This is a genomic window from Pseudomonas japonica (assembly GCF_013522925.1).
Taxonomy (GTDB): domain Bacteria; phylum Pseudomonadota; class Gammaproteobacteria; order Pseudomonadales; family Pseudomonadaceae; genus Aquipseudomonas; species Aquipseudomonas japonica_A.
In genome coordinates, this window is sequence record NZ_JAAMQU010000018.1 from 1 (window position 1) to 20,273 (window position 20,273).

Here is a 20,273-nt window from a genome sequence, read left to right on the forward strand (position 1 = left end):
GCGTGGGGCGGGGGCCGGGGGTTTTGGCAAATCAGAGCATAGGCGATCGGCAACCACCAGGCAGGCAAATTTGCTGAACTTTGCCCGCACCTGCGCTTTCCCAAAACAAGACGCCCGGCAACGGGCCATCCCTCTGAACCCACCTGAAGGAGCCCCCCCCATGAGCGACCGTCTCACTGGCAAACGTATCCTGGTCATCACCTCCAACACCGGCATCGAGCGTGACGAACTGCTGGCGCCGCTGAAGGCACTGGGCGACGAAGGCGCCACCGTGACACACGCTTCGGTAGAAGGCGGCACCACCCAGACCTTCGTTCAAGACACCGAGAAAGACCGCACGGTGGAGTCGACCGCCAAACTGGCCGGGCTCGACGCCGCTGATTTTGACGCGCTGGTGATTCCTGGCGGGACCGTAAACGCCGATACCCTGCGCCAGGACGCCGATGCACAGCGCTTGGTGAAGGCGTTTGCCAGCGCCGGTAAAACCGTGGCCGCTATTTGCCATGGGCCTTGGGTATTGATTGACGCAGGCGTGGTGGAAGGCAAAACCCTTACCTCCTACGCCAGCGTTCGCACAGACCTGCTCAATGCCAAGGCCGCAGGCTGGAAGGACGTTGAAGTGTTCAAATGCGGCGCCAATGGCTGGACCTTGATCACCTCGCGTACGCCAAAGGACCTGGACGCGTTCAACACGACGATCATCGAGGCGCTACAAGCAGCCTGAATACGCCCAAGTGACCGATGCCCGCCGTTGTGCGGGCATTTTTTTTGCTGCCAGAAAAGTAAACGGGCAACTAGCGAAGCGGCCTTTTATAACACTTGGCGATGACTTTACACCAAATGGTTACTTGGAGCACCAAACTAAAGCAAGCCAACATAATTGAAATAAACATCCATTATTAAATAAATAATCAGTTTGCAGACCGCTTATCGGGAGTGGATAAACACGAGGAACAAAACCTACCGATTACTTGGTCATAGATAATGCCCCGCTTGTGGGGCATCCAAACTTGAGACTAGGAGTGCATCATGGCCAAGACCGGAAATAGCAATCCAGGCAACTTTGCAAACGATCGGGAGAAAGCCTCCGAAGCGGGCAGAAAGGGCGGACAATCCTCCAGCGGCAGCTTCTCCAATGACCGCGAGAAAGCATCCGAAGCCGGCCGCAAAGGTGGCCAGAGCAGCGGCGGCGGCAACCGTAAAAGCTGATTCATGACAGCCGGGAAGGGCGACGAGCGTTGCCCTTCCTACCCGGCCCTGCCCTTTCAGAATCCCTCCTGTTTTCACCACTCGCCGCTTCGCTTCATTTGACCCTCCCTACCTTCACTGATATAACGCCGCCGCGGATTCGACCCGGGCTGCGCCGCCGCTCGCCGCCGCCTGTAGGTACAGACCTGACCACCTGTCCCTTTGTGGCGCAAACCCTCGTTCCAAAGCCTGTCCCGAGCCGGGAAGCCTGAACTTTCCCGCTTCGCTGGTTTCAGTTCATCTCAAGACGCTCCGGCAGCTGGCCTTGTGAACGCCAGGTGCACGGCCCAACCGCGTCGAATCGAAAAAAACTGACCCACAGCCCGACAATAAACAGGACCGCGGCCATGACGGATAACACCGTTGCAGTAACACCGGAACACACCACCCCAGGCACAGCCAACGTCCAGCGGTTAAGCTTGTTCGTTTTCGCCCTGTTCTTCATTTTTGGTGGTATCACCAGCCTGAATGACATCCTGATCCCCAAGCTCAAAAGCCTGTTCAGCCTCAGCTATGCCGAGGCGATGCTGGTGCAGTCCTCGTTCTTCCTGGCCTATGCACTTGCCTCCATTCCGGCGGGGTTGTTGATCGCCCGGATCGGCTACATGCGGGCCGCCTCTATCGGCCTGATTACCATGGCCGTAGGGTGCGTGATGTTCATCCCGGCGGCCCTTGTGGGCCTGTTCGGCGCCTTCCTCGTTGCGCTGTTCGTGCTCGCCATCGGCGTAACGGTCGTGCAGGTGGTGGCAAACCCGCTGATCTGCCTGCTCGGTGACAAGCAAACCGCCCACAGCCGCGTAACCTTTGCGCAGGCGTTCAACTCACTGGGCACAACCATTGCGCCGTACCTGGGCGCCATGCTGATCCTGGGCTCGCTCAGCCAGGTAGACCCCGCCACCCTGTCCGGCTCCGCGCTGGCGGCCTACCTGGCCCAGGAAGCCAAGGTAATCAGCAATACCTACGCAGGCATTGCCCTGGCGCTGGTGGCCGTGGCCATGCTGGTGTGGCAGCAACGCAAGCAATTGCCAGTCTCGGGCGCCAGCGAGGGCGCGAACCCACTGTCGGCGCTAAGCCTGCTCAAGCAGCCCCGCTTCGCCTTCGGCGCCGCCTGCCTGTTCTGCTACGTTGGCGCGGAAGTGGCCATCGGCAGTCTGCTCACCAACTTCCTGATGCAGGACAGCACCTTCGGCTTCGACGCAGAGCTGGCAGGTAAGCACGTGGCTTATTACTGGGGTGGCGCCATGGTGGGCCGCTTCATCGGTGCTGCCCTGCTGCGCAGTTTTGCGCCCGGGAAAGTACTGGCCTGCGCAGCCCTGATGGTAATCGCCTTGATCGCCAGCGCCGCCACTACCCACGGTGCCGTGGCCGGCTGGTCGATCCTGGCCATCGGCCTGTTCAACTCGGTGATGTTCCCCACCATTTTCGCGTTGGCCTGTGAAGGCCTGGGCAAACGGGCCGCCGAAGGTTCGGGCCTGATCTGCTGCGCCATCGTGGGTGGTGCGATCGTGCCGCCGCTGACCGGCTTTGCCGCTGACCTGACCACCCTCGGCTTTTCGCTGGCCGTTCCGGCGGTGTGCTACGCGGTCATCGCCGCCTACGGCTGGTACGCCCGCCGCCCCGCTGCGGCGTAATACCCTGTGCCCTGCGCTGCGCCGCGAAAACCTCGCTGGCGTAGCGCCCTTCCCCAATCTACGCATCACTGGCATAAGGTTATGCCCAACGGTTCTTTGTCTTCCTAAGGTTTTGCCCCTCAACTAGCGCTCATTTTTTCGAGCCGGAGATGTGGGTGGACCACTACGAAGCGTTGGTCATCGGGCTGGGCGCCATGGGCGCGGCCACGATCTACCAGTTGGCCAAGCGCGGCATAAAAGCCGCTGGCATCGATCGCCATCACCCTCCTCACACGTTTGGTTCAAGCCATGGCGACACCCGCATCACGCGGTTGTCAGTGGGCGAAGGCCCGCAGTACGTGCCCATCGTTCGCAGGGCGCATGAAATCTGGCGTGAATTGGAAGCGCTGACGGGGGAGGCACTGTTCGAGCAGTCTGGCGTACTGGTACTCACCTCCAGCCCGGGCTTCGACCCCGGCGATAAAACCGACTTCACCCTGCGCACCCTCAGCCTTGCGAAAGCGTACGGGATCGAGCACGAGGTGCTGGACGCCGCGCAAATCCGCCAGCGTTTCCCGCAATTCGCACAGGTGCGTGACGATGCCATCGGCTACTTCGAACCTGAGGGCGGCTTTCTGCGGCCCGAACGCTGCATTGAAGTGCAACTGAGGCTGGCCGAACAGCACGGCGCCACGCTGTACAAGGGCGAGACCGTTACCGGCATCCGCTCCGATGGCCAGGGTGTGACCGTAACCACTGACCAGCGAACACTGCGGGCTGACAAGGTAGTGATGGCTGCGGGCAATTGGGCCGGTGCGCTGGCAGGTGATCCGGTGGATTCGCTACTCACGGTGTACCGCCAGCAACTGTTCTGGTTCGAAACTGAGCCGCAGGCAGAGCTGGTCGGTGCTTCGCCTACCTTTATTCTGACCCACGGCCGTGGCGACGATCACATCAACTATGGCTTCCCGGCCCTGCCTGGCGAGGGCAGCCTGAAAGTCGCCACCGCCCAGTACCACACCCCCTCCACGCCCGACACCCTTGACCGCACGGTGACGGCCGCGGACGGGCAGGCCATGTTCGAACGGCACGTTCAAGGGCGCATCACAGGCGTCACCAGCAAAGTGGTCAAGTCGGCCGTATGCGCCTACACAGTAACGCCCGACCGGCATTTCATCATCGACGCACACCCTTCGTTGCAGCACACCCTGGTGGTTTCCGCGTGTTCCGGCCACGGTTTCAAGCATTCGGCGGCACTGGGCGAGGCCTTCGCACAATGGTGTACGCAAGGCTCGACCGAGCTGGACCTTTCTTCCTTTTCTCTCAAACGCTTCGGAGTTGAACGATCATGAAACGCCTCGCGCTTTCGCTGGCCTTGCTGGCCGCCATGGGCACCGCCAGTGCCGAAACCCTGAAGATCGCGGTGGTGCCGATCCCCCATGCCGAGATCCTCGAATTCCTCAAGCCCGAGTTGGCCAAGCAAGGCGTGACGCTGGATGTGAAGGTGTTCAGCGACTACATCCAGCCTGATCGCCAGGTGGACGAAGGGCGGCTGGATGCCAATTACTTCCAGAGCAAGCCCTACTACGACGCCTACAAGAAAGATCGCCCCGACAGCGATCAGGTCCCGGTGGTAGCGGTGCACATCGAGCCTTTCGGTGCGTATTCGAAAAAGATCAAGTCCATCGCTGAACTGCAAGACGGTGCCACGGTTGCCATCCCCAATGACCCGACCAATTCCGGGCGCGCGCTGTTGCTGATCGCCAAACAGGGCCTGATCACGCTCAAAGACCCTAGCAACATCATGGCCACGGCCGGGGATATCACCAGCAACCCCAAGCACCTGAAGTTCAAGGAGCTGGAGGCGGCCATGCTGCCCAGGGTGTTGAACCAGGTGGACATGGCCTTGATCAATGCCAACTACGCCTTGGAAGCCAAGCTTGAGCCCCATAAGGATGCGCTGTTCATCGAAAGCTCCGAGTCGCCTTACGCCAATTACCTGTACGTGCGCCGGGACAAGGCGAACGACCCTGCCGTGCAGAAGCTTGGGGCGCTGCTGAACTCGCCGCAGGTCAAGCAGTTCATCCTCGACCGCTACCACGGAGATGTAGTGCCGGCGTTCTGAAGGCATTGATCCGCTGATGGCACCACCTCTTCCGGGGGCGGAAAACGGGCGCATCACTTGCCCGTTCCGCCCTTTTTTGTGCCCGCTGAATAACCGATTCGAGCGATTGACAGCCTAAAAACGCCGTCATAGGATGTCGTACAAATTTCGTTTCTGAATGTTACAGAGATGAGAAACCGGTAGTACGGTGAATAAAAAGAACAAAGGAGCCACTACATATGACAGTACAAGTCCCTCCGCGCGTTCAGCCCGGCGCAAGGCACATCGTTCAAGAGCAATCGCGCATCAGCAAGTACCGATGGGTGATTTGCGCGCTGTTGTTTATCGCGATCGGCATCAACTATATCGACCGACAAATGATCGGCATCCTCAAGCCCACCCTTGCGGCGGAACTTAAGTGATCTGAAACCGATTACGCCAATATCGTGTTCTGGTTCCAGTGTGCCTATGCAATCGGCTTTATTACCTTCGGCCGTTTGATTGACAAGGTAGGAGTACGGGTCGGGTATGCGCTCGCCTTTACCGTATGGACCTTTGCAAGTATCGGCCACGGGCTGATCACTACCGTCACCCAGTTCGCCATCGCACGCTTTACGTTGGGCTTCGGTGAGTCCGGCAGCTTCCCGGCAAGCCTGAAGGCCGTATCGGAGTGGTTCCCGCAAAAGGAACGTGCCCAGGCCACCGGTATCTTCAACGCCGGTACCGCCATGGGCCCGATCATCACCCCCCTGCTGGTACCGGCCATCACCCTGGCCTGGGGCTGGCGCACCGCGTTCATTTCCATCGGCATCGTGAGCTCCCTGTGGCTGGTGGCGTGGCTGCTGATGTACCGTCGCCCCCACGAACACAGCAAAGTGAGCCGTGAGGAACTGGCATACATCCAGTCCGACAGCACCCCTGTGTCGGCCAAGCCAGCGGCACCGGTGAAAATCTCCTGGTTCAAGTTGCTCACCTTCCGCGAAACCTGGGCCTACGCGGGCGGCAAATTCCTCACTGACCCCATCTGGTGGCTGTATCTCTTCTGGCTGCCAGACTTCCTCGGCAAAACCTACGGGCTGAACCTCAAGAGCTTCGGGCCGCCCCTGATCGCGATCTACATTCTGGCAGACCTGGGTTCGATACTGGGCGGCTGGGGTTCTTCGCGCCAGATGAAAAACGGCCGCACCGCCAACGCTTCCCGCAAGACCACCATGCTGCTCTGCGCCCTGGCGGTTACCCCGATCGTCACCGCGCAGTTCGTCTCCAGCCTGTGGCTGGTGGTGGCTATCATCGGCATCGCCGCTGCCGCGCACCAGGCCTGGTCGGCGAACCTGATGACCCTGCCCTCTGACATGTTCCCCAAGGAAGCCGTCGCATCGGTGATCGGTATCGGCGGCATGGCCGGCGCCATGGGCGGCATGCTCATGACCACCTACAACGGGTACATTCTTGAAGTGTTCAAGTCCTACCAGCCGATCTTCATCGTGGCGGGCAGCGCCTACCTGATCGCGATCGTGGTCATCCACCTGCTCACGCCACGGCTCAAGCCGGTCACGCTGGACCGTATCGCCGTCAACTGACCTGTTGGCTTTCATCGAACCACCCTTGCTGCGTCGCTGGTCGGCGCAGCTTTTTTTTGCCCGCACAGCAGGAACGAAACCCGCCTGTAGCAGCGTGCCTTGGCAGCGACCGGCCCGGGAGGGCCCCAGGCTTGGCGGTGGCCCTGTCGCGGACAAGCCCAGGCCGCGACCTTCCATACAGCGCAGCGGTCCAAGGTGTGCCCCGGGCTATGCCTGCGTGGTCTAACTCGCACTTCTGACCTGGCCGGAGCCCGCCCGATGTCTGCGTTGCACCGCTTTATCACCTTCCTTGACCAGGCGCGCCGCGCCGTTGCGCTGGTATGGAGCACCTCCCGGGGCCTGTTCATCGGGTTGGTGATCGCTACCCTGTTCGCCGGCGTATTGCCCGCCCTCGCCGCGTGGATCGGCCAACAAATCGTCGATGCCGTGCTGCACGCCATGGACCTTCACGCGCGCCAAGGCCACGCAGCGCTATGGCCGGTGCTGCGTTTTGTGCTGGCCGAGGCCGGGGTACTGGCGGGACTTGCCGCCGCGCAACGGGCGCTGTCGGTGCAACAGTCATTGCTGAGGGTGCAGCTGGGGCAGAAGGTCAACCTGCTGATCCTGGAAAAAGCCCAGACGCTGGCGCTGCTGCAGTTCGAAGACTCGGAGTTCTACGACAAGCTGGTGCGCGTGCGCCGCGACGCGTCCACCCGGCCACTAGGGCTGGTGACCAAATCCCTGGGGCTGATCCAGAACCTTGTGTCGCTCACCAGCTTTGCCGTGTTGCTGGTGCAGTTTTCGCCCTGGGCACTGGCAATCCTGGTGGTGGCCGCCCTTCCCGTGTTTTTCTCGGAAACCCACTTCTCCGGCGATGCCTTCCGCCTGTTCACCCGGCGCGCACCCGAAGCGCGGCAGCAGAATTACATCGAGGCGCTACTGTCGCAGGAAGCCCATATCAAGGAAGTGCGCCTGTTCGGCATTGCCCCGCTGCTGCTGCAACGCTACCGGGATACCTTCGCGCGCCTGTACGCCGAGGACCGGCGGCTCACCCTGCGCCGCGATGGCTGGGGGTTCGGGCTTGGGCTGCTGGGCACGCTGGGCTTTTACCTGGCGTATGCCTGGGTGGTGCTCGATACCATCGACGGGCTGATCACCCTCGGGCAGATGACCATGTACCTGGTGCTGTTCAAGCAAGGCCAGGCGGCCATCAGTTCCAGCCTGAGCGCCATAGGCGGCTTGTACGAGGACGGGCTTTACCTCACCAACCTGTACGACTACCTGGGCCAGCCGGTGCCAGCCAATACCGGCGCGCTTACCCAAGGCGCCCGGCCCGGCGATGGGCTGAGGTTCGAAGGCGTCGGCTTCACCTACCCCGGCGCCACCCAGCCCGCGCTCAGCGACATTGGCCTGCACCTGGCGCCAGGCCAGAGCGTGGCGCTGGTAGGCGAGAACGGTTCGGGCAAGACTACGCTGATCAAATTGCTCACCCGGCTTTACGCACCAAGCACCGGGCGGATTCTGCTGGACGGCAGCGACCTTCAGGCCTGGGATCGCGATGTACTGCATGGCCGCATCGGGGTGATTTTCCAGGACTACCTGCGCTACCAGATGAAGGTGGGGGAAAACCTGGGCGTTGGCGATGTGGAGGCATTCACCGACGAGCAGCGTTGGCACGAAGCAGCGGACGCGGGCATGGCTGCGCCCTTTATCGAGCGCCTGTCGCAGGGCTACCAGACCCAACTGGGCAAATGGTTTTTGGGTGGACAGGAACTGTCCGGTGGGCAGTGGCAGAAGATTGCCCTGTCGCGGGCCTACATGCGCCGCAACGCCGACATTCTGATTTTGGATGAGCCGACCGCAGCGCTGGATGCTGCCGCCGAAGCGGCTGTGTTCGACCGCTTTCGCGCGTATGCCCAAGGCCGCATGAGCGTGTTGATTTCCCACCGGTTCTCCAGCGTTCGCAATGCCGGGCACATCCTGGTGCTGGACCAGGGGCGCATTCTGGAGCAGGGCGACCACGCCAGCCTGGTGGCCCAAGGTGGCCGCTACGCCCGGCTGTTCGACCTTCAGGCGCAGGGCTACCGATAGGTCGCTCAGGCGCTGCCCGTTTCCAGCCCCAACGCGCGGGCCAAAAACGGCGCGGTTCGGCTCTCCTGGCTGCGAGCGACATCGGCGGGCACTCCACAGGCGACCAGTTTACCGCCTGCCTCGCCAGCGCCCGGCCCGATGTCGATCACCCAGTCGCTGTCGGCCACCACTCGCATGTCATGCTCCACCACGATCACCGTGTGGCCGGCGTCCACCAGCCGGTGCAGTTGCAGCAGCAACCGGTCAACGTCCTGAGGATGCAAACCCGTAGTGGGCTCGTCCAGCACATACAGCGAGGCGCCACGTGCGCTGCGTTGCAACTCGGTCGCCAGCTTGATGCGCTGAGCCTCCCCGCCCGACAACTCGGTGGCGGGCTGGCCAAGGCGCAGGTAGCCCAGGCCGATATCGCGCAGCACTTCCAATGAGCGTCGCACCGCCGGTTCATCCGCAAAGGTGCCCAGCGCATCTTCCACAGTCAGTTTGAGCACCTGTGCGATATTCAGCCCCTGCCATTCGATGGCCAGGGTTTGCGGGTTGTAGCGGTCGCCATGGCACACCGGGCACGGGGCATAGACGCTGGGCATGAAGAGCAGCTCGACGCTGACGAAGCCCTCACCTTCACAGGTTTCGCAACGGCCTTTGGCAACGTTGAAGGAAAACTGCCCCGCGTCAAAACCCTGAGCTTGCGCTGCAGGGGTCGCGGCAAACAGCTTGCGCACGGCGTCGAACAGGCCGGTGTAGGTCGCCAGATTCGAGCGTGGCGTGCGCCCGATGGGTTTCTGGTCCACCGGCACCAGCCGCCGCAGCTGCTCCACGCCTTCCACTCCCCTGCCCTCGCTGGGCATGGCCGGTTCGGCATCGAGCGCCTGTTCTTCATCCATAGCCGCTGCTGCGGGCTGCCCCAGTTGCTCGCTCACCAGCTCCAGCAACGCCTGGCTTACCAGGCTCGACTTGCCCGACCCGGAAACCCCGGTGACGGCCACCAGGCAACCCAACGGAAACGCGGCGTCCAGCTGGCGGAGGTTGTTGCGGGTAATACCTTCAAGGCGCAGCCAACCCTGCGGCGGGCGCGGCGGCCGGCGCTGGGGCTGTTGGTCGGCGAACAGGTAAGCCGCCGTGCGTGAGGCCGCCACGCCTTCCAACCCAGCGGGAGGCCCGCTGTACAACACTTCGCCGCCCCGCTCCCCGGCGTCCGGGCCCACGTCTACCAGCCAGTCGGCGCGGCGCAGGGTATCCAGGTCGTGTTCCACCACGAACACCGAGTTGCCCGCCTGTTTGAGGCGCTCCAGTGCATCCAGCAACGCCTGGCTGTCGGCCGGGTGCAAGCCGGCGGAAGGCTCGTCCAGCACATAGATCACACCGAACAGCTGGGAATTGAGCTGCGTCGCCAGCCGCAGCCGTTGCAGCTCCCCTGGAGAAAGCGTGGGCGTGCTGCGTTCCAGGTCCAGGTAGCCCAGGCCAAGCTCCAGCAATGTACCCAGGCGTTCCAGCAATTCCTGGGCAATGCGCTGGGCCGCCAAACGTTTTTCGATCGACAGGTTGGGCGTGTGTCGCACTTCCTTGCCGCTGGCATGGGCACTGCCACCGCTGGCCACGCGCCGGTCACGTGCCTCCCGAACCTGGGCGTGGCTGAGCACATCGCCGCCGGCTTCGCCCTCGCTCAGGTAGGCAGCGCTCGCCACAGGGGCCAACAGGGCGGCCAATGCCTGCAAGGGCAGACGTGACAGCTCGGCGATATCCAGCCCGGCAAACCGCACACTCAGCGCCTCGGGCTTGAGCCGCTTGCCGTGGCAAACCGGGCAGGGGCTGGCGCGCATGAACTGCCCTACCCGCTTGCGCATCATGGCGCTCTGGCTGTGGCTGAACGTGTGCAACACATAACGCCGCGCCCCGGTGAAGGTACCTTGATAGCTGGGCTCCAGCTTGCGCTGGAGTGCCTCGCGGGTTTGTGCCGGGGTAAGGCCGGCGTATACCGGCACGGTGGGAGTTTCGTCGGTGAACAGAATCCAGTCCCGCTGCGCCTGGGGAAGGTCTCGCCAGGGGACGTCGACGTCATAGCCCAGCGTTACCAGGATGTCGCGCAGGTTCTGCCCTTGCCACGCGGTGGGCCATGCGGCCACAGCCCGCTCGCGGATGGTCAGCGAAGGGTCTGGCACCAGCGAGGCCTCGCTCACGTCGAACACCCGGCCCACGCCGTGGCAGTGCGCACAGGCGCCTTGGGGCGTATTGGTGGAAAAGTCCTCGGCGTACAGCATGGGTTGCCCGGCAGGGTAGCTGCCGGCGCGGGAATACAACATGCGGATCAGGCTGGACAGTGTGGTGACGCTACCCACGGACGACCGCGCGCTGGGCGACCCACGCTGCTGCTGCAACGCAACCGCCGGGGGCAGCCCGTCGATGCTGTCGACGTCTGGTACCCCGGCCTGATCGATCAGGCGCCGCGCATACGGTGCCACGGATTCGAAATAACGCCGCTGCGCTTCCGCATAGATGGTGGCGAATGCCAAAGACGACTTGCCCGATCCCGAGACACCGCTGAACACCACCAGTGCATCCCGTGGCACGTCCACGTCGACATTCTTGAGGTTGTGCTCGCGGGCGCCGCGCACCCGCACGAAGCCACTCCCCGGCACACCGCGGGGCTGATCAGGCGTTGAAGTCATGACGGTTCCTTGCAAATGCGAACGTGCGTTCGATCCACGCAAGGCCTTGATCGTTCAGCGCATGGGAGGGAAGCCTGGGGTGGCCCGCTGAACCATCAGATAGGAGCGAAGGGGAAAACAAGGAGAGGGGTGGGCTATGCCGGCAGTGCCTGGTGCCGCCCAAGGGCACCAAAATCGTCTGCCAGCCCGGTGACCTGTTCGCGTCAGGGCTTGATGGGCGCCTCGGTCGCAGTCGTGACAAGGTGCGATTTGGCGGCCCTGCGTTCTTCGCTCACCATGAACTGGGGCGTGGCCGCGCAGCGGTACTTGACGCCCTTGTTCATAGGCATCGTCGCTACGGTTTCAAGGCATTCGGCCCGTGAGGAATAAGCGGTGGGCCGACGTTCTTCCAGGCACCCTTCAGACGCGGTGCACATACTCATTACAACTACGAACACACTCATCATTTGCCAACACTCCCTTGCGAGGCCAGACGGACATCTTTGGAAAGGTGGCCAGATGATGCACAGCGCTTCGAGGGAAAACAATGGGGGCAAACATACCGATCGTCGGGAATGTGGCGAATTGCCTACCCGTTCCGGTTTGTGATTATAAGTGTCTGGTTTAGCTGAACTTTTCCAAAGTGCCACCAACTGATAAAGGTTCTCTTTCCGGCGCTTTTAGCGGATTTACGTCGCCAAACGGTCGGCAGTGGCACTTTGCCTAAAGACGGTGTTTTGGCGCTGTTACAAAACGACGAAAACACTCCTTAAAACGATACAAAGCGCAGCGGCCACAAGCGCTCACTCATGGTCGGGTCAAGTGGGCGGCCAGTGCCTTCGCCTGGGCCGCAACATCATTTACCGCTGTACTTTCCCACCACAGGCCACGCAGCGGCGGGCCCATGGCATACAGCACCGTTGAAGCGATTCCCGACGCATTGCGCACCGCCCCTTGTGCGTCAGCATCAACCCCCAGAGCCAGCGGGCCGGGCCGAATGAGGCCGCGGGCCAGCAGTTGCCGCGGCAACGGTTTGTCTACCCGCCGCCAGTCGTATTCGATACCGCTGGAATTGATCAACGCCACCGCGTGCACAACGCTTGCAGCCGCTTCCCCGCGCTGGCGCAGGGTCAGCGCCACTCCTTCGGCCGCAGGTGTTACGCCTAGCAGCGAAGCCGCAGTGATCTCTAGCCTTCCCGTTCGCTGCCAGTCAGCCAGCAACGCCGCACCCAGCGGTGGCGAGCGATGGTGGTGGGTTTCCCACCAGGGGCGCAGGTGGCGCACGAACTGCCTGCGCTGGAAGTCGTTGGCCTGGCTCCACAGGCGGGCCACGTGCTGGCGGACGGTATCGAGTGGCGCTTGCCAATCCACGCCTTCAGCCATGGCCAGGCGGCATTGCTCACGCAGCGCCACCGATAGCTGCCGGGGCGTGCGCACCGCGGGTTGTTCGCTGAGGAAGTCTGGCCAGGCAGGCGGTTGCCGACGCGGTTGCGGTAACAGCCCATGGCGCGAGAACACCCGCACAGGCCCTTGATGGCCGGCCTGGTGCAAGGACACCAACGCGTCGATCATGGTCAACCCGGCCCCCACGATCGCGACGGTGCCGTCGGTGGGTATCTGCCGCAGGGCAGTGACGTCCCACGGGTCCAACCCGGTTATGGCCGTAGCGCCATCTTGAGTGCACCGGGTGCGGGCTGCGGCGAAGACACCCGTGGCCAACACCGCCAACGGCGCCTCCCAACACTCGCCGCCCTCCCCCATGACGCGCGCCAAGCCGGGTTCGACGATTAGGTCCGTTGCTTCGCCACGCACATGGGTCAAGCGCGAACCGGGCGCGGCGGCTTGCGCTTCGGCCAGCCGCTGCCGTGCATACCGGCCAAACAATCCGCGTGGCGGGAACAGTTCGGCCACCGGCACGCCCTGCCCGGCCGATTCCGGCCAGCCGCCAGTAGCAACATGGTCTGCCAGCCAGTGGGTAAGGTCGTCGGGGGCGTCAGGGTCCACGCTCATCCGTGCGGCATTGGCATTGAGCGTATGGCCCAGTTCCACAGCACTGTAGGCTTCGCCGCGGGCCAACTCGGCACGCGGTTCGAATATCACGATATGTCGCGCGCCTGGCTGGCGCAGCAGCTGCATCGCCAACAGCGCGCCGCTCAGGCCACCGCCAACAATCACTACATCGGCACGCTTGCCGCGCTCCACTGCCTCCCCGGGCTCGATCATTGCACCGCTTCCTTCGCTGTCGATGGTTGATCCGGCATGGTACCCCGGGCCGTGGCGGAATGTTTCGCCGCTTCGCTTGTCCATTCTTCGACCCAGCCCTGGCCGGCAGAGCAACAATAATAGTCATCGGCCCTGCCGCGCCCGGCCCCTCCCCGTTTGCCCAGAGGTTCGACCATGCGCTGCCTCGCTTCCTTTATATGCCTTGCTGTGTTGCTGTGTAATGCCCTCCCGGCCCATGCCGAGACGGTGAGCGCCCGCGCCGAAGACAAGGCGCAGGTACTGGAGGAAAAAGCCGCAAGCGACGCTCCGCCGCCGCCTCAGGCAACGTTAAGCAAAACCGAGGTGCAAGCTGTGGACCCTGCCGGGCGTGAGTCGGTGGACGATGCCATTACCTGCCTGGCGCGCACGGTGTATTGGGAAGCCAAAGGCGGCAGCGAAACCAACATGGAGGCGGTGGCCAGCGTGGTGATGAACCGGCTGGGCCGCGAGGGCTATGCCAACACCGTGTGCGGCGTGGTCAAGCAAGGGTCTGAGAAGAAGAATTGCCAGTTCTCTTGGTGGTGCGATGGCCGCGCCGATCAGGTGCAGGAGGAAGACCGCTACCAGCTGGCGAAAGCCATCGCCGGCAAGGCACTGAACCAGCAACTGCGTGACACCACCGGCGGTGCGCTGTACTTCCATGACCATCGGATAACCACCGACTGGACCAAGCGCTACCGGCGCACGGCCGAAACGGACAAGTTCGTCTTCTATGCCCCACGCAGCTGAGCCGAGCGCACGAAGTAATGGCTAGGGGGCCCCGAACAGCATGGTCCAGTAGATACCGTTCTGGCTGTTGGGGTCGGCGTTGTAGCCGGCGCCAACTTGCGTGAACAAGGGGTTCATGAGGTTGGCGCAATGCCCTGGGCTGGCGAGCCATCCGGCCATGGCGGCATTGGGCGAGCCCTGCCCGGCGGCGATGTTTTCCCCCACCTGCCGGCCGCGATAACCCGCCTCGCGCGCGCGGTCATAGGGGGTATCGCCGTCTGGATCGGTGTGGCTGAAATAATCACCTCGCGCCATGGCCTGGCTATGCGCTAGCGCTGCTGCGCCCAATGCAGGGCTCCAGGCCAACGGCCGTGCAGCACCAAAGCGTTGACGGCCGCACAACCGCGGGCGCGCTCTTGCTGCGTTCACCTGCGCCAGCAGCGCTTGCGCGGCGCCGCGCGTGTCGCCCAGGCGAGCATCGAGCAGCGGCCGCGCCAGCAGCACCCGCCATTCATCCCCGGCGTGGCTGAGGCCGATATCGGTGTACTGGCTGTCGATCAGGGCCGCGCAATAACTTCCCTGGAGCATTTGAAAGGCAACCCCGGCATCGACCGGGCCGTCCAGGCGAATGGCGCGCACGGCGGCTGCCTGGTAGCCGGCCTGCTTCAAGCCTTCACGCAAACCGCCGCCGTAGCCAGGCGGCACCGCGAGCCCCGCCTTGAGCGCAAGCGGCGGTAGCGCGGAAACCGACGCACCACCGCAGCGCCCCGGATGGGCGCGCAAGGCATTGATGGCCGAGAGCAGCTGCTGCTCGCCTGCTGCCTGAGCAGGCATGGCAACAGTGGCAAGGCACAGCGATGAAAGCGGGAACAGGCACAGCGAGGCGATACGATTGATCAAGCGCATGGGCACATCGAAACGAAGTGAAAACACCGACCTTGGCCGGAACAGACTTGGCCCCTGCCCTGTTGATGCAAGGCCCGGCGCAAAGTGGGCGGTTTGACCTGCCGCTTCGGTTGGAGTTCAGTTGTGCGTGGGGGTTGCCGTGGCAATCGCTGAGTTGTAGTCAGGGTCGTTCTCGCCATCGACGACCAGCACGCCCTTGTCGCCAAACCTGCCCATCAGGCTGCCGTCGTTGTTGAACTGAACACGGAGGTCGTTTGAGCACCCCGGGCGCTGAAGTAGAAGCGGCTATCTGGTAGCGTTTTGACTCGACGGCGATACTTACTCTATTGCCCCAGCGCTTCCCGCGCTTCAGGCTGCCTGGTAAGTGGCTGAGTAAAAGTCCCACGAGGCCTGCGGCCAAACAGGAGGTAAAGCATGATGATAAATGTGATGGAACTACCTGCGCCAAACAGGAACAAGAAGGCGATTGCCTGAATAACGAAGTAGCCCCGATACAGCGACGAGCGCTTCCAGAACAGCCAGGCGTTTACGATTCCGAAGGCCATCATCAGACCGCCATGGACAGGAGAAAGCGTCATCAAATAACCAGCGAACAAAGGAATAGTTATGGTCCAGATGGCGGGTAGCCAGAGCAACCCACCGATTTTTTCGTAGTACACCAGTCCGTTGTGTTTTGCTTCCACTGCTGAACTCCCTGCTCGTTAATATGCGTTGCCACCAACCCTTCTGGGGTGGCACTCCGCCGATGGTACTGCTTTACGCAGCAGTTCTTGCATTTCAGGCTAATGCCGTTGCCTTGACGTGAGGGCGCACAGAGCTGTGACCCGAGGTGCGGAAAGGCGTGGCGCGCCTGGCGAAGCGCCACTTGCCGATACCTCAGCCTTAATCGCTGCCGTAGCGCGGCGAACGTGGGCCGTAGAGCAAGCCGGCGGGTTGCCCGGCGGACAGCAGGCGGCCGCTAGTCATGCCGGCAATAGGGTAACCGGCGTCATCCATAGAACTGGCAATGATCTGATTGACAGCCGCCACGATCAGCATTCCGATCAAGCCGCCGCCGTTGTTCTGATTTTCCTGACTGGAGGCACTGGCGGTCCCGGTCCAGAGGGTGGTGCCAGTCTTCAGGTCCACCAAGCGAGCATGAGCAGTAACGATAGTAGCGCTGGCGAGCACCATGTATTTGGTGCCGTAGTCGCTTACGGTGATGTAAAGTCCTGCATCGGCGCCGTAGATTTCCTGCAATTTGGCAGGTGGCAGTTGGTGGGCATCACCCGCTGTGGCTACGCCGTTCTGGCGGAAGGTCTCATCCATAAGCGCTACAGGTACAACGTAATACCCCGCCTCTGCCAGTGGTACGGTGACTTGCGCCAACATACTGTAGGTGGCCTTGACGTCCGGGGACTCATTCAGCGGTGGCAATACCACGATCGACCGAGGCCGGGCCTGCTTGTAGGCTTGGTAATCGACCGTCTTCGAGGGTACGCAGCCGCCGGCAAGGAGAGCCAGCGCAAGCACTGTCAGGCTTTTGATCCATGGGTTCATAGCGGTGCCCCTTCCTGAGCGGCAGCCTTGGCAACATCGGCGCCTGGGGCAGTGGCAGACGAGGCCGTTTTACTGCCCGCATTTTTCAGCAGAAAGTCCATGTATGCGCCCGATTCGGGAAACAGTGCTTTCTCCGCCTGAAACTCCTGCACCGTGCGCCCCGGTTGGCCAAGATCAGCACACAGCAAGCCCATCTGTGCGTGATAGCCGGGCGGCACCGCGCCGTTCTTGGCCTTGATCCGCTCCAGCCCAGCCTCCAGCGCCTGCAATTGGGCTTCCTTGGAATCACCCTTGAAGTAGCCGCGCACCTCTGCCTGGTAGCCTTCCCACTGATACAAGGTCCGTGGGCCGGCGCACCCAGCAAGCCAGCCGCACACCAGAGCGGTGGCCGCGCATTTCAATACGATGTTCATGCATCAATCCCTTGATCAGTGTTGGGGTTTCCAGGCGCCACTGTCCACGGCGCTTGCGAGCTTGTTCACTGCCTCGCGCACAGCCAGGTCCAATACCTTGCCGTTCAGGGTCGAGTCATAACTGGCGGTACCGCCAAAGCCAATGATCTCGCGGTTGGAGAGTGCGTATTCCCCGGCGCCTTGGGTGGAATACACCACTTCGGAAGTAGCGCTATCAACGATGTTCAGAGCAACCTTGGCATAGGCCACTTGGCTCTTGGCCCGGCCAAGTATCCCGAACAGCTGCTGATCGCCTACCTCCTTGCGACCGAACTCGGTAACGTCGCCCGTCACCACATAGTCAGCGCCCTTCAGGCGCTGGACCTGGCCCTTGAAGCCCGCTTCCTGCTGGATTTCGCCCAGATTGTCGCGGTCCAGCACATTGAAGCGGCCGGTCTGCTGGAGATGGGTAACCAGAATGGTCTTTGCCTGACTGCCGAGGCGGTCGACGCCGTCAGAGAAGATCCCACGCATGTAGCTGGAGCGGTTGTCGAACTTCCCCACTGCGATGGGCGAGCGCGCGCCGCTGTAGGGCCGGGCAACACTCTCCACTTGTGCCACCGGCAACGCCCGGGACGTTTCGGTAGCGGCGCAGCCAGACAGTGCGGCCAGGGCAAGCGTTGCCAGTACAGGCAGGGCAACCTTGGGAAAATTGGGGTTCACAAACAGCTCCTTGTAGGGGTAGTGGCGTCCATTGCGCTCTCGCCGCAAGGCGCGCAAGCGGTGGGATTATAGGGATGGAAGCCAATAGCCACTAGTAGGGAGTCGAAATTTATTGAGCGCAGAGCCAGTGTCACTGGCCGATGTACTTTAAGGAAATTGCCCTCGCGTACAGGGAGTACGGGAAAAGCGCCGGTACGCAGGTGCACGCCCCCGTTCCTGGCCCCGGCTTCGGATCGATTATGGCTTACACTGCCGCAACCGACCCAAAGCAGCACATCCAGGAACGTGGCGACTGACTGGAAACCAGCGATGAACGCCTATACGACCGCAGCCTCCTGATGCCCGCCCGCCACACCTAGAAGCGCCAGTTCCGCCAAATCACTGTCCGGCTGGGCAAATATGATCGCATCGGTGCTCAGCGTCTGGCTCAGGTCGCCCCTGAGGCTGACCTCGAAGCGCTCGCCTTGTGCATTTGCGTCGAAGCTTTTGAGGTAAGTCGTGGTTCCATCATCATTCACCATCAAAGCCAGTGTGCCGTCATGGCCGTCCCCCAGAGTGGTGAAGCCGAGCGCGGACACGTCGATGCGGTCGTTGAATACGTCAAAGTCGGCGATACGGTCGCTGAAGTTCTGCCCTTCGTCACGGTAGCTGTCGCTCAGTGAGGTGAACCTGTAAGTATCGGCCCCCTCAGAGCCAAAGAGGATATCGCGGCCGGCGCCGCCATCGAGGATGTCATTACCCAGCCCACCGTACAGCCGGTCATCGCCCCCCTTGCCTAGTAATTCGGTGGTCACACTGCCAGCAATGTAGGAACTCGAGTCATCTGCGCCTTCGAACACATAGGGCGCAAACAAGAGGTGGTATTCGTCCAGCTGCCCGCTCAGGTCACCGTTGAGCACGAGTTCGAAGCGGTGGCCGTCCGCGTTGGGCTCCATACTCGTAAGGTAGGTACGGTTGGCTTCGGCATCTACTCGCAAGGCCAGTGTATTGCCGTAGCCGTCGCCCAGCCCGGTATAGCCCAGCGCTGCAAGGTCAAGCACGTCCCGTACCGGATTGAAATCGGTGATGTGGTCGCTGAAGCTTTCGCTGTCGGTACGGTAGCTGTCCTCCCTTGAAGAGAAGCGGAAGACGTCGCTGCCCGCGCCGCCGCTGAGCTGGTCACGGCCGCCACCGCCATCGAGCAAGTCGTTCCCCGCATCCCCGGAAATGGCTTCATCCGCAGCGGTGCCTACTATGAGGTCGTTGCTGTCCTGGCCGTTGATATGGCGCAAATGCCCAACCGGGTCGCCGAAGCTGGTATCCAGCGTGCCGTCTGCGTTAAGCCGCAAGGCGGCGAAGTCCGCGTTGCCGTCGGCGTTGTACGCAGCGCCGGTCAGCAGGAGTTTGCCGTCATCCAGCACGGTGATGGTTTGCGCGCCATCGCGACCACCTTCAAAGTCGAACATGGCCTTGCCGCCATCGCCAAAGCTGGTGTCCAGGCTGCCGTCCGCATTCAGCCGAACCACGCTGAAGTTGAAGTTGCCATCGCCCACTTCGTTATCACCCTTGTCACTGGTGCCAGCGATCAGCAGTTTGCCGTCCGCTTGCTGCGTCACCACCCGGGCGTAATCGTTGCCGTCGGCCACGTCCACGGTCACCGTGCCATCGGTACCGAAGCGGGTGTCGAGTGTGCCGTCCGAGTGATACCGCGTGAGGCTGAAATCGGCGGTTCCGCCGGGGTAGCGGTAACCGGCGAGCAACACATCACCATTGGATTGGAGGGCCAGCGACGTTTCGGTGATGACAGGCATCCCGTCTGGCAGGGCGAAGGTGGCGATGCCGCCCCGGCCGAAGGCCTGGTCGAGGGCCCCTTGGTCGTTGAACCGCACCAGGGTGAGGGTGGTGTCGCTGCGGGCGCTCGCTAACAACATGCCGTCCGCGAGCGCTTGCACGCTGGAGTAGGCAGGCGCGTCGCCTTGCGCGGGGATAGCCACCGACAACAACTCGGATGGCCGATCATTCGCAGTGGCGCCAAGCGCCAGGATGCTCAGGTTGTAGGTGCCGTTGTCATTCAAGATCTGGCTGGTCAGGTTCTGGCCAGAAGGTTGCGTCGTAAGGTCACCGCTGTCACTGACAGGCACCACAGCGGGAAGTCGCTCAATGCCGTCGTGGTCGTAGCTGAAGTTGCGTTGGCCGTCGGGCGTCAGGCTTACCACCGCGTAATCCGAGCGGTCGCCGTCGGACGTCAGCCCTACCATCTGCACTTTGCCGGCGCTGGTAATAGCGACACTGTGGCTGGAGTCATTGAGGCCTGAGACATCGACAACGGTCTTGCCGGTGCGCAGGGTAGTAGCTGGCAGGGTAGTGGAAGAGGCAGAAATCATGACAATCTCCGAATCCCAACGAAAGAGGTCGGGTGTGCCTCAAACGGTAGTTGGAAATACGCCTTCACCGAGGGCGCTTCGTCCGAATCAATTGGCGCCGTCGCCTGAAGGCCGCAACCTTCAAGC

15 protein-coding genes and 3 pseudogenes are annotated in these 20,273 nt (G+C 62.3%); 9 read left to right on the forward strand and 9 right to left on the reverse strand.

From position 1 onward, the window contains the following. Positions 1 to 160 precede the first annotated feature (160 nt). The 8 genes and pseudogenes from G7016_RS22440 (at position 161) to G7016_RS22470 (ending at position 8,612) form a co-directional block, all read left to right on the forward strand. Positions 161 to 724: a type 1 glutamine amidotransferase domain-containing protein gene (locus tag G7016_RS22440; RefSeq protein ID WP_181117928.1), complete on the forward strand. Its 564-nt coding sequence runs from the start codon at positions 161 to 163 to the stop codon at positions 722 to 724. A 326-nt stretch (positions 725 to 1,050) separates the two neighbouring features. Then, positions 1,051 to 1,209 (forward strand): annotated as a pseudogene (locus tag G7016_RS22445) (general stress protein); the annotation flags it as partial. 386 nt (positions 1,210 to 1,595) lie between these two features. Further along, positions 1,596 to 2,879, forward strand: a complete 1,284-nt coding sequence (locus G7016_RS22450) for a sugar MFS transporter (RefSeq protein ID WP_181117930.1) — start codon at positions 1,596 to 1,598, stop codon at positions 2,877 to 2,879. A gap of 149 nt (positions 2,880 to 3,028) precedes the next feature. Further along, positions 3,029 to 4,210, forward strand: coding sequence for an N-methyl-L-tryptophan oxidase (gene solA / locus G7016_RS22455; protein ID WP_181117931.1), 1,182 nt, complete (start codon positions 3,029 to 3,031; stop codon positions 4,208 to 4,210). Further along, the gene (locus G7016_RS22460; RefSeq protein ID WP_181117932.1) at positions 4,207 to 4,983 is read left to right on the forward strand and encodes a MetQ/NlpA family ABC transporter substrate-binding protein; all 777 of its coding nucleotides are present in this window, start codon (positions 4,207 to 4,209) and stop codon (positions 4,981 to 4,983) included. Before solA ends, G7016_RS22460 begins: the two co-directional genes overlap by 4 nt. A gap of 218 nt (positions 4,984 to 5,201) precedes the next feature. Beyond that, entirely contained in the window at positions 5,202 to 5,384 is a 183-nt protein-coding gene (locus G7016_RS25260; protein ID WP_258195302.1) for a hypothetical protein, read from the forward strand. A 15-nt stretch (positions 5,385 to 5,399) separates the two neighbouring features. Continuing rightward, positions 5,400 to 6,542 (forward strand): annotated as a pseudogene (locus tag G7016_RS22465) (MFS transporter); the annotation flags it as partial. Between the two features lie 258 nt (positions 6,543 to 6,800). Next, complete coding sequence (locus G7016_RS22470) at positions 6,801 to 8,612, forward strand: ABC transporter ATP-binding protein (RefSeq protein WP_181117933.1); 1,812 nt, start codon at positions 6,801 to 6,803, stop codon at positions 8,610 to 8,612. A 5-nt stretch (positions 8,613 to 8,617) separates the two neighbouring features. Here G7016_RS22470 and G7016_RS22475 read toward each other — a convergent pair whose 3' ends face one another. The 3 genes from G7016_RS22475 to G7016_RS22485 form a co-directional block, all read right to left on the reverse strand. Beyond that, the gene (locus G7016_RS22475) at positions 8,618 to 11,275 is read right to left on the reverse strand and encodes an excinuclease ABC subunit UvrA (RefSeq protein WP_181117934.1); all 2,658 of its coding nucleotides are present in this window, start codon (positions 11,273 to 11,275) and stop codon (positions 8,618 to 8,620) included. Positions 11,276 to 11,478: 203 nt separating this feature from the next. After that, positions 11,479 to 11,721, reverse strand: coding sequence for a hypothetical protein (locus tag G7016_RS22480; RefSeq protein ID WP_181117935.1), 243 nt, complete (start codon positions 11,719 to 11,721; stop codon positions 11,479 to 11,481). A 340-nt stretch (positions 11,722 to 12,061) separates the two neighbouring features. Then, positions 12,062 to 13,477: an FAD/NAD(P)-binding protein gene (locus G7016_RS22485; protein ID WP_181117968.1), complete on the reverse strand. Its 1,416-nt coding sequence runs from the start codon at positions 13,475 to 13,477 to the stop codon at positions 12,062 to 12,064. A gap of 174 nt (positions 13,478 to 13,651) precedes the next feature. On the opposite strand from G7016_RS22485, the gene G7016_RS22490 reads away from it, so the two are divergent. Next, the gene (locus G7016_RS22490) at positions 13,652 to 14,245 is read left to right on the forward strand and encodes a cell wall hydrolase (RefSeq protein WP_181117936.1); all 594 of its coding nucleotides are present in this window, start codon (positions 13,652 to 13,654) and stop codon (positions 14,243 to 14,245) included. Positions 14,246 to 14,266: 21 nt separating this feature from the next. On the opposite strand, the gene G7016_RS22495 is transcribed toward G7016_RS22490, so the two are convergent. The 6 genes and pseudogenes from G7016_RS22495 to G7016_RS22520 all read right to left on the reverse strand — a co-directional run bounded on the left by G7016_RS22495 (position 14,267) and on the right by G7016_RS22520 (position 20,147). Further along, positions 14,267 to 15,130, reverse strand: a complete 864-nt coding sequence (locus G7016_RS22495) for a CAP domain-containing protein (RefSeq protein ID WP_181117937.1) — start codon at positions 15,128 to 15,130, stop codon at positions 14,267 to 14,269. 323 nt (positions 15,131 to 15,453) lie between these two features. Next, the gene (locus G7016_RS22500) at positions 15,454 to 15,813 is read right to left on the reverse strand and encodes a hypothetical protein (RefSeq protein WP_181117938.1); all 360 of its coding nucleotides are present in this window, start codon (positions 15,811 to 15,813) and stop codon (positions 15,454 to 15,456) included. Positions 15,814 to 16,012: 199 nt separating this feature from the next. Then, the gene (locus tag G7016_RS22505) at positions 16,013 to 16,669 is read right to left on the reverse strand and encodes a DUF799 domain-containing protein (RefSeq protein WP_181117939.1); all 657 of its coding nucleotides are present in this window, start codon (positions 16,667 to 16,669) and stop codon (positions 16,013 to 16,015) included. Between the two features lie 77 nt (positions 16,670 to 16,746). Next, a pseudogene (locus tag G7016_RS22510) lies at positions 16,747 to 17,082 on the reverse strand (DUF4810 domain-containing protein); the annotation flags it as partial. A gap of 15 nt (positions 17,083 to 17,097) precedes the next feature. Continuing rightward, positions 17,098 to 17,784, reverse strand: a complete 687-nt coding sequence (locus G7016_RS22515; protein ID WP_181117941.1) for a CsgG/HfaB family protein — start codon at positions 17,782 to 17,784, stop codon at positions 17,098 to 17,100. 317 nt (positions 17,785 to 18,101) lie between these two features. Then, a complete protein-coding gene (locus G7016_RS22520; protein WP_181117942.1) occupies positions 18,102 to 20,147 on the reverse strand; it encodes a M10 family metallopeptidase C-terminal domain-containing protein in 2,046 nt (681 codons plus the stop codon). Positions 20,148 to 20,273 lie beyond the last annotated feature (126 nt).

Coding starts and splice junctions, on each gene's coding strand:
- G7016_RS22520 (WP_181117942.1), bottom strand. CDS start 20,147: ATGATTTCTGCCTCTTCCACTACCCTGCCAGCTACTACCCTGCGCACC.
- G7016_RS22495 (WP_181117937.1), bottom strand. CDS start 15,130: ATGCGCTTGATCAATCGTATCGCCTCGCTGTGCCTGTTCCCGCTTTCA.
- G7016_RS22460 (WP_181117932.1), top strand. CDS start 4,207: ATGAAACGCCTCGCGCTTTCGCTGGCCTTGCTGGCCGCCATGGGCACC.
- G7016_RS22490 (WP_181117936.1), top strand. CDS start 13,652: ATGCGCTGCCTCGCTTCCTTTATATGCCTTGCTGTGTTGCTGTGTAAT.
- G7016_RS25260 (WP_258195302.1), top strand. CDS start 5,202: ATGACAGTACAAGTCCCTCCGCGCGTTCAGCCCGGCGCAAGGCACATC.
- G7016_RS22475 (WP_181117934.1), bottom strand. CDS start 11,275: ATGACTTCAACGCCTGATCAGCCCCGCGGTGTGCCGGGGAGTGGCTTC.
- G7016_RS22485 (WP_181117968.1), bottom strand. CDS start 13,477: ATGATCGAGCCCGGGGAGGCAGTGGAGCGCGGCAAGCGTGCCGATGTA.
- G7016_RS22450 (WP_181117930.1), top strand. CDS start 1,596: ATGACGGATAACACCGTTGCAGTAACACCGGAACACACCACCCCAGGC.
- G7016_RS22440 (WP_181117928.1), top strand. CDS start 161: ATGAGCGACCGTCTCACTGGCAAACGTATCCTGGTCATCACCTCCAAC.
- G7016_RS22505 (WP_181117939.1), bottom strand. CDS start 16,669: ATGAACCCATGGATCAAAAGCCTGACAGTGCTTGCGCTGGCTCTCCTT.
- G7016_RS22470 (WP_181117933.1), top strand. CDS start 6,801: ATGTCTGCGTTGCACCGCTTTATCACCTTCCTTGACCAGGCGCGCCGC.
- G7016_RS22480 (WP_181117935.1), bottom strand. CDS start 11,721: ATGATGAGTGTGTTCGTAGTTGTAATGAGTATGTGCACCGCGTCTGAA.
- solA (WP_181117931.1), top strand. CDS start 3,029: ATGTGGGTGGACCACTACGAAGCGTTGGTCATCGGGCTGGGCGCCATG.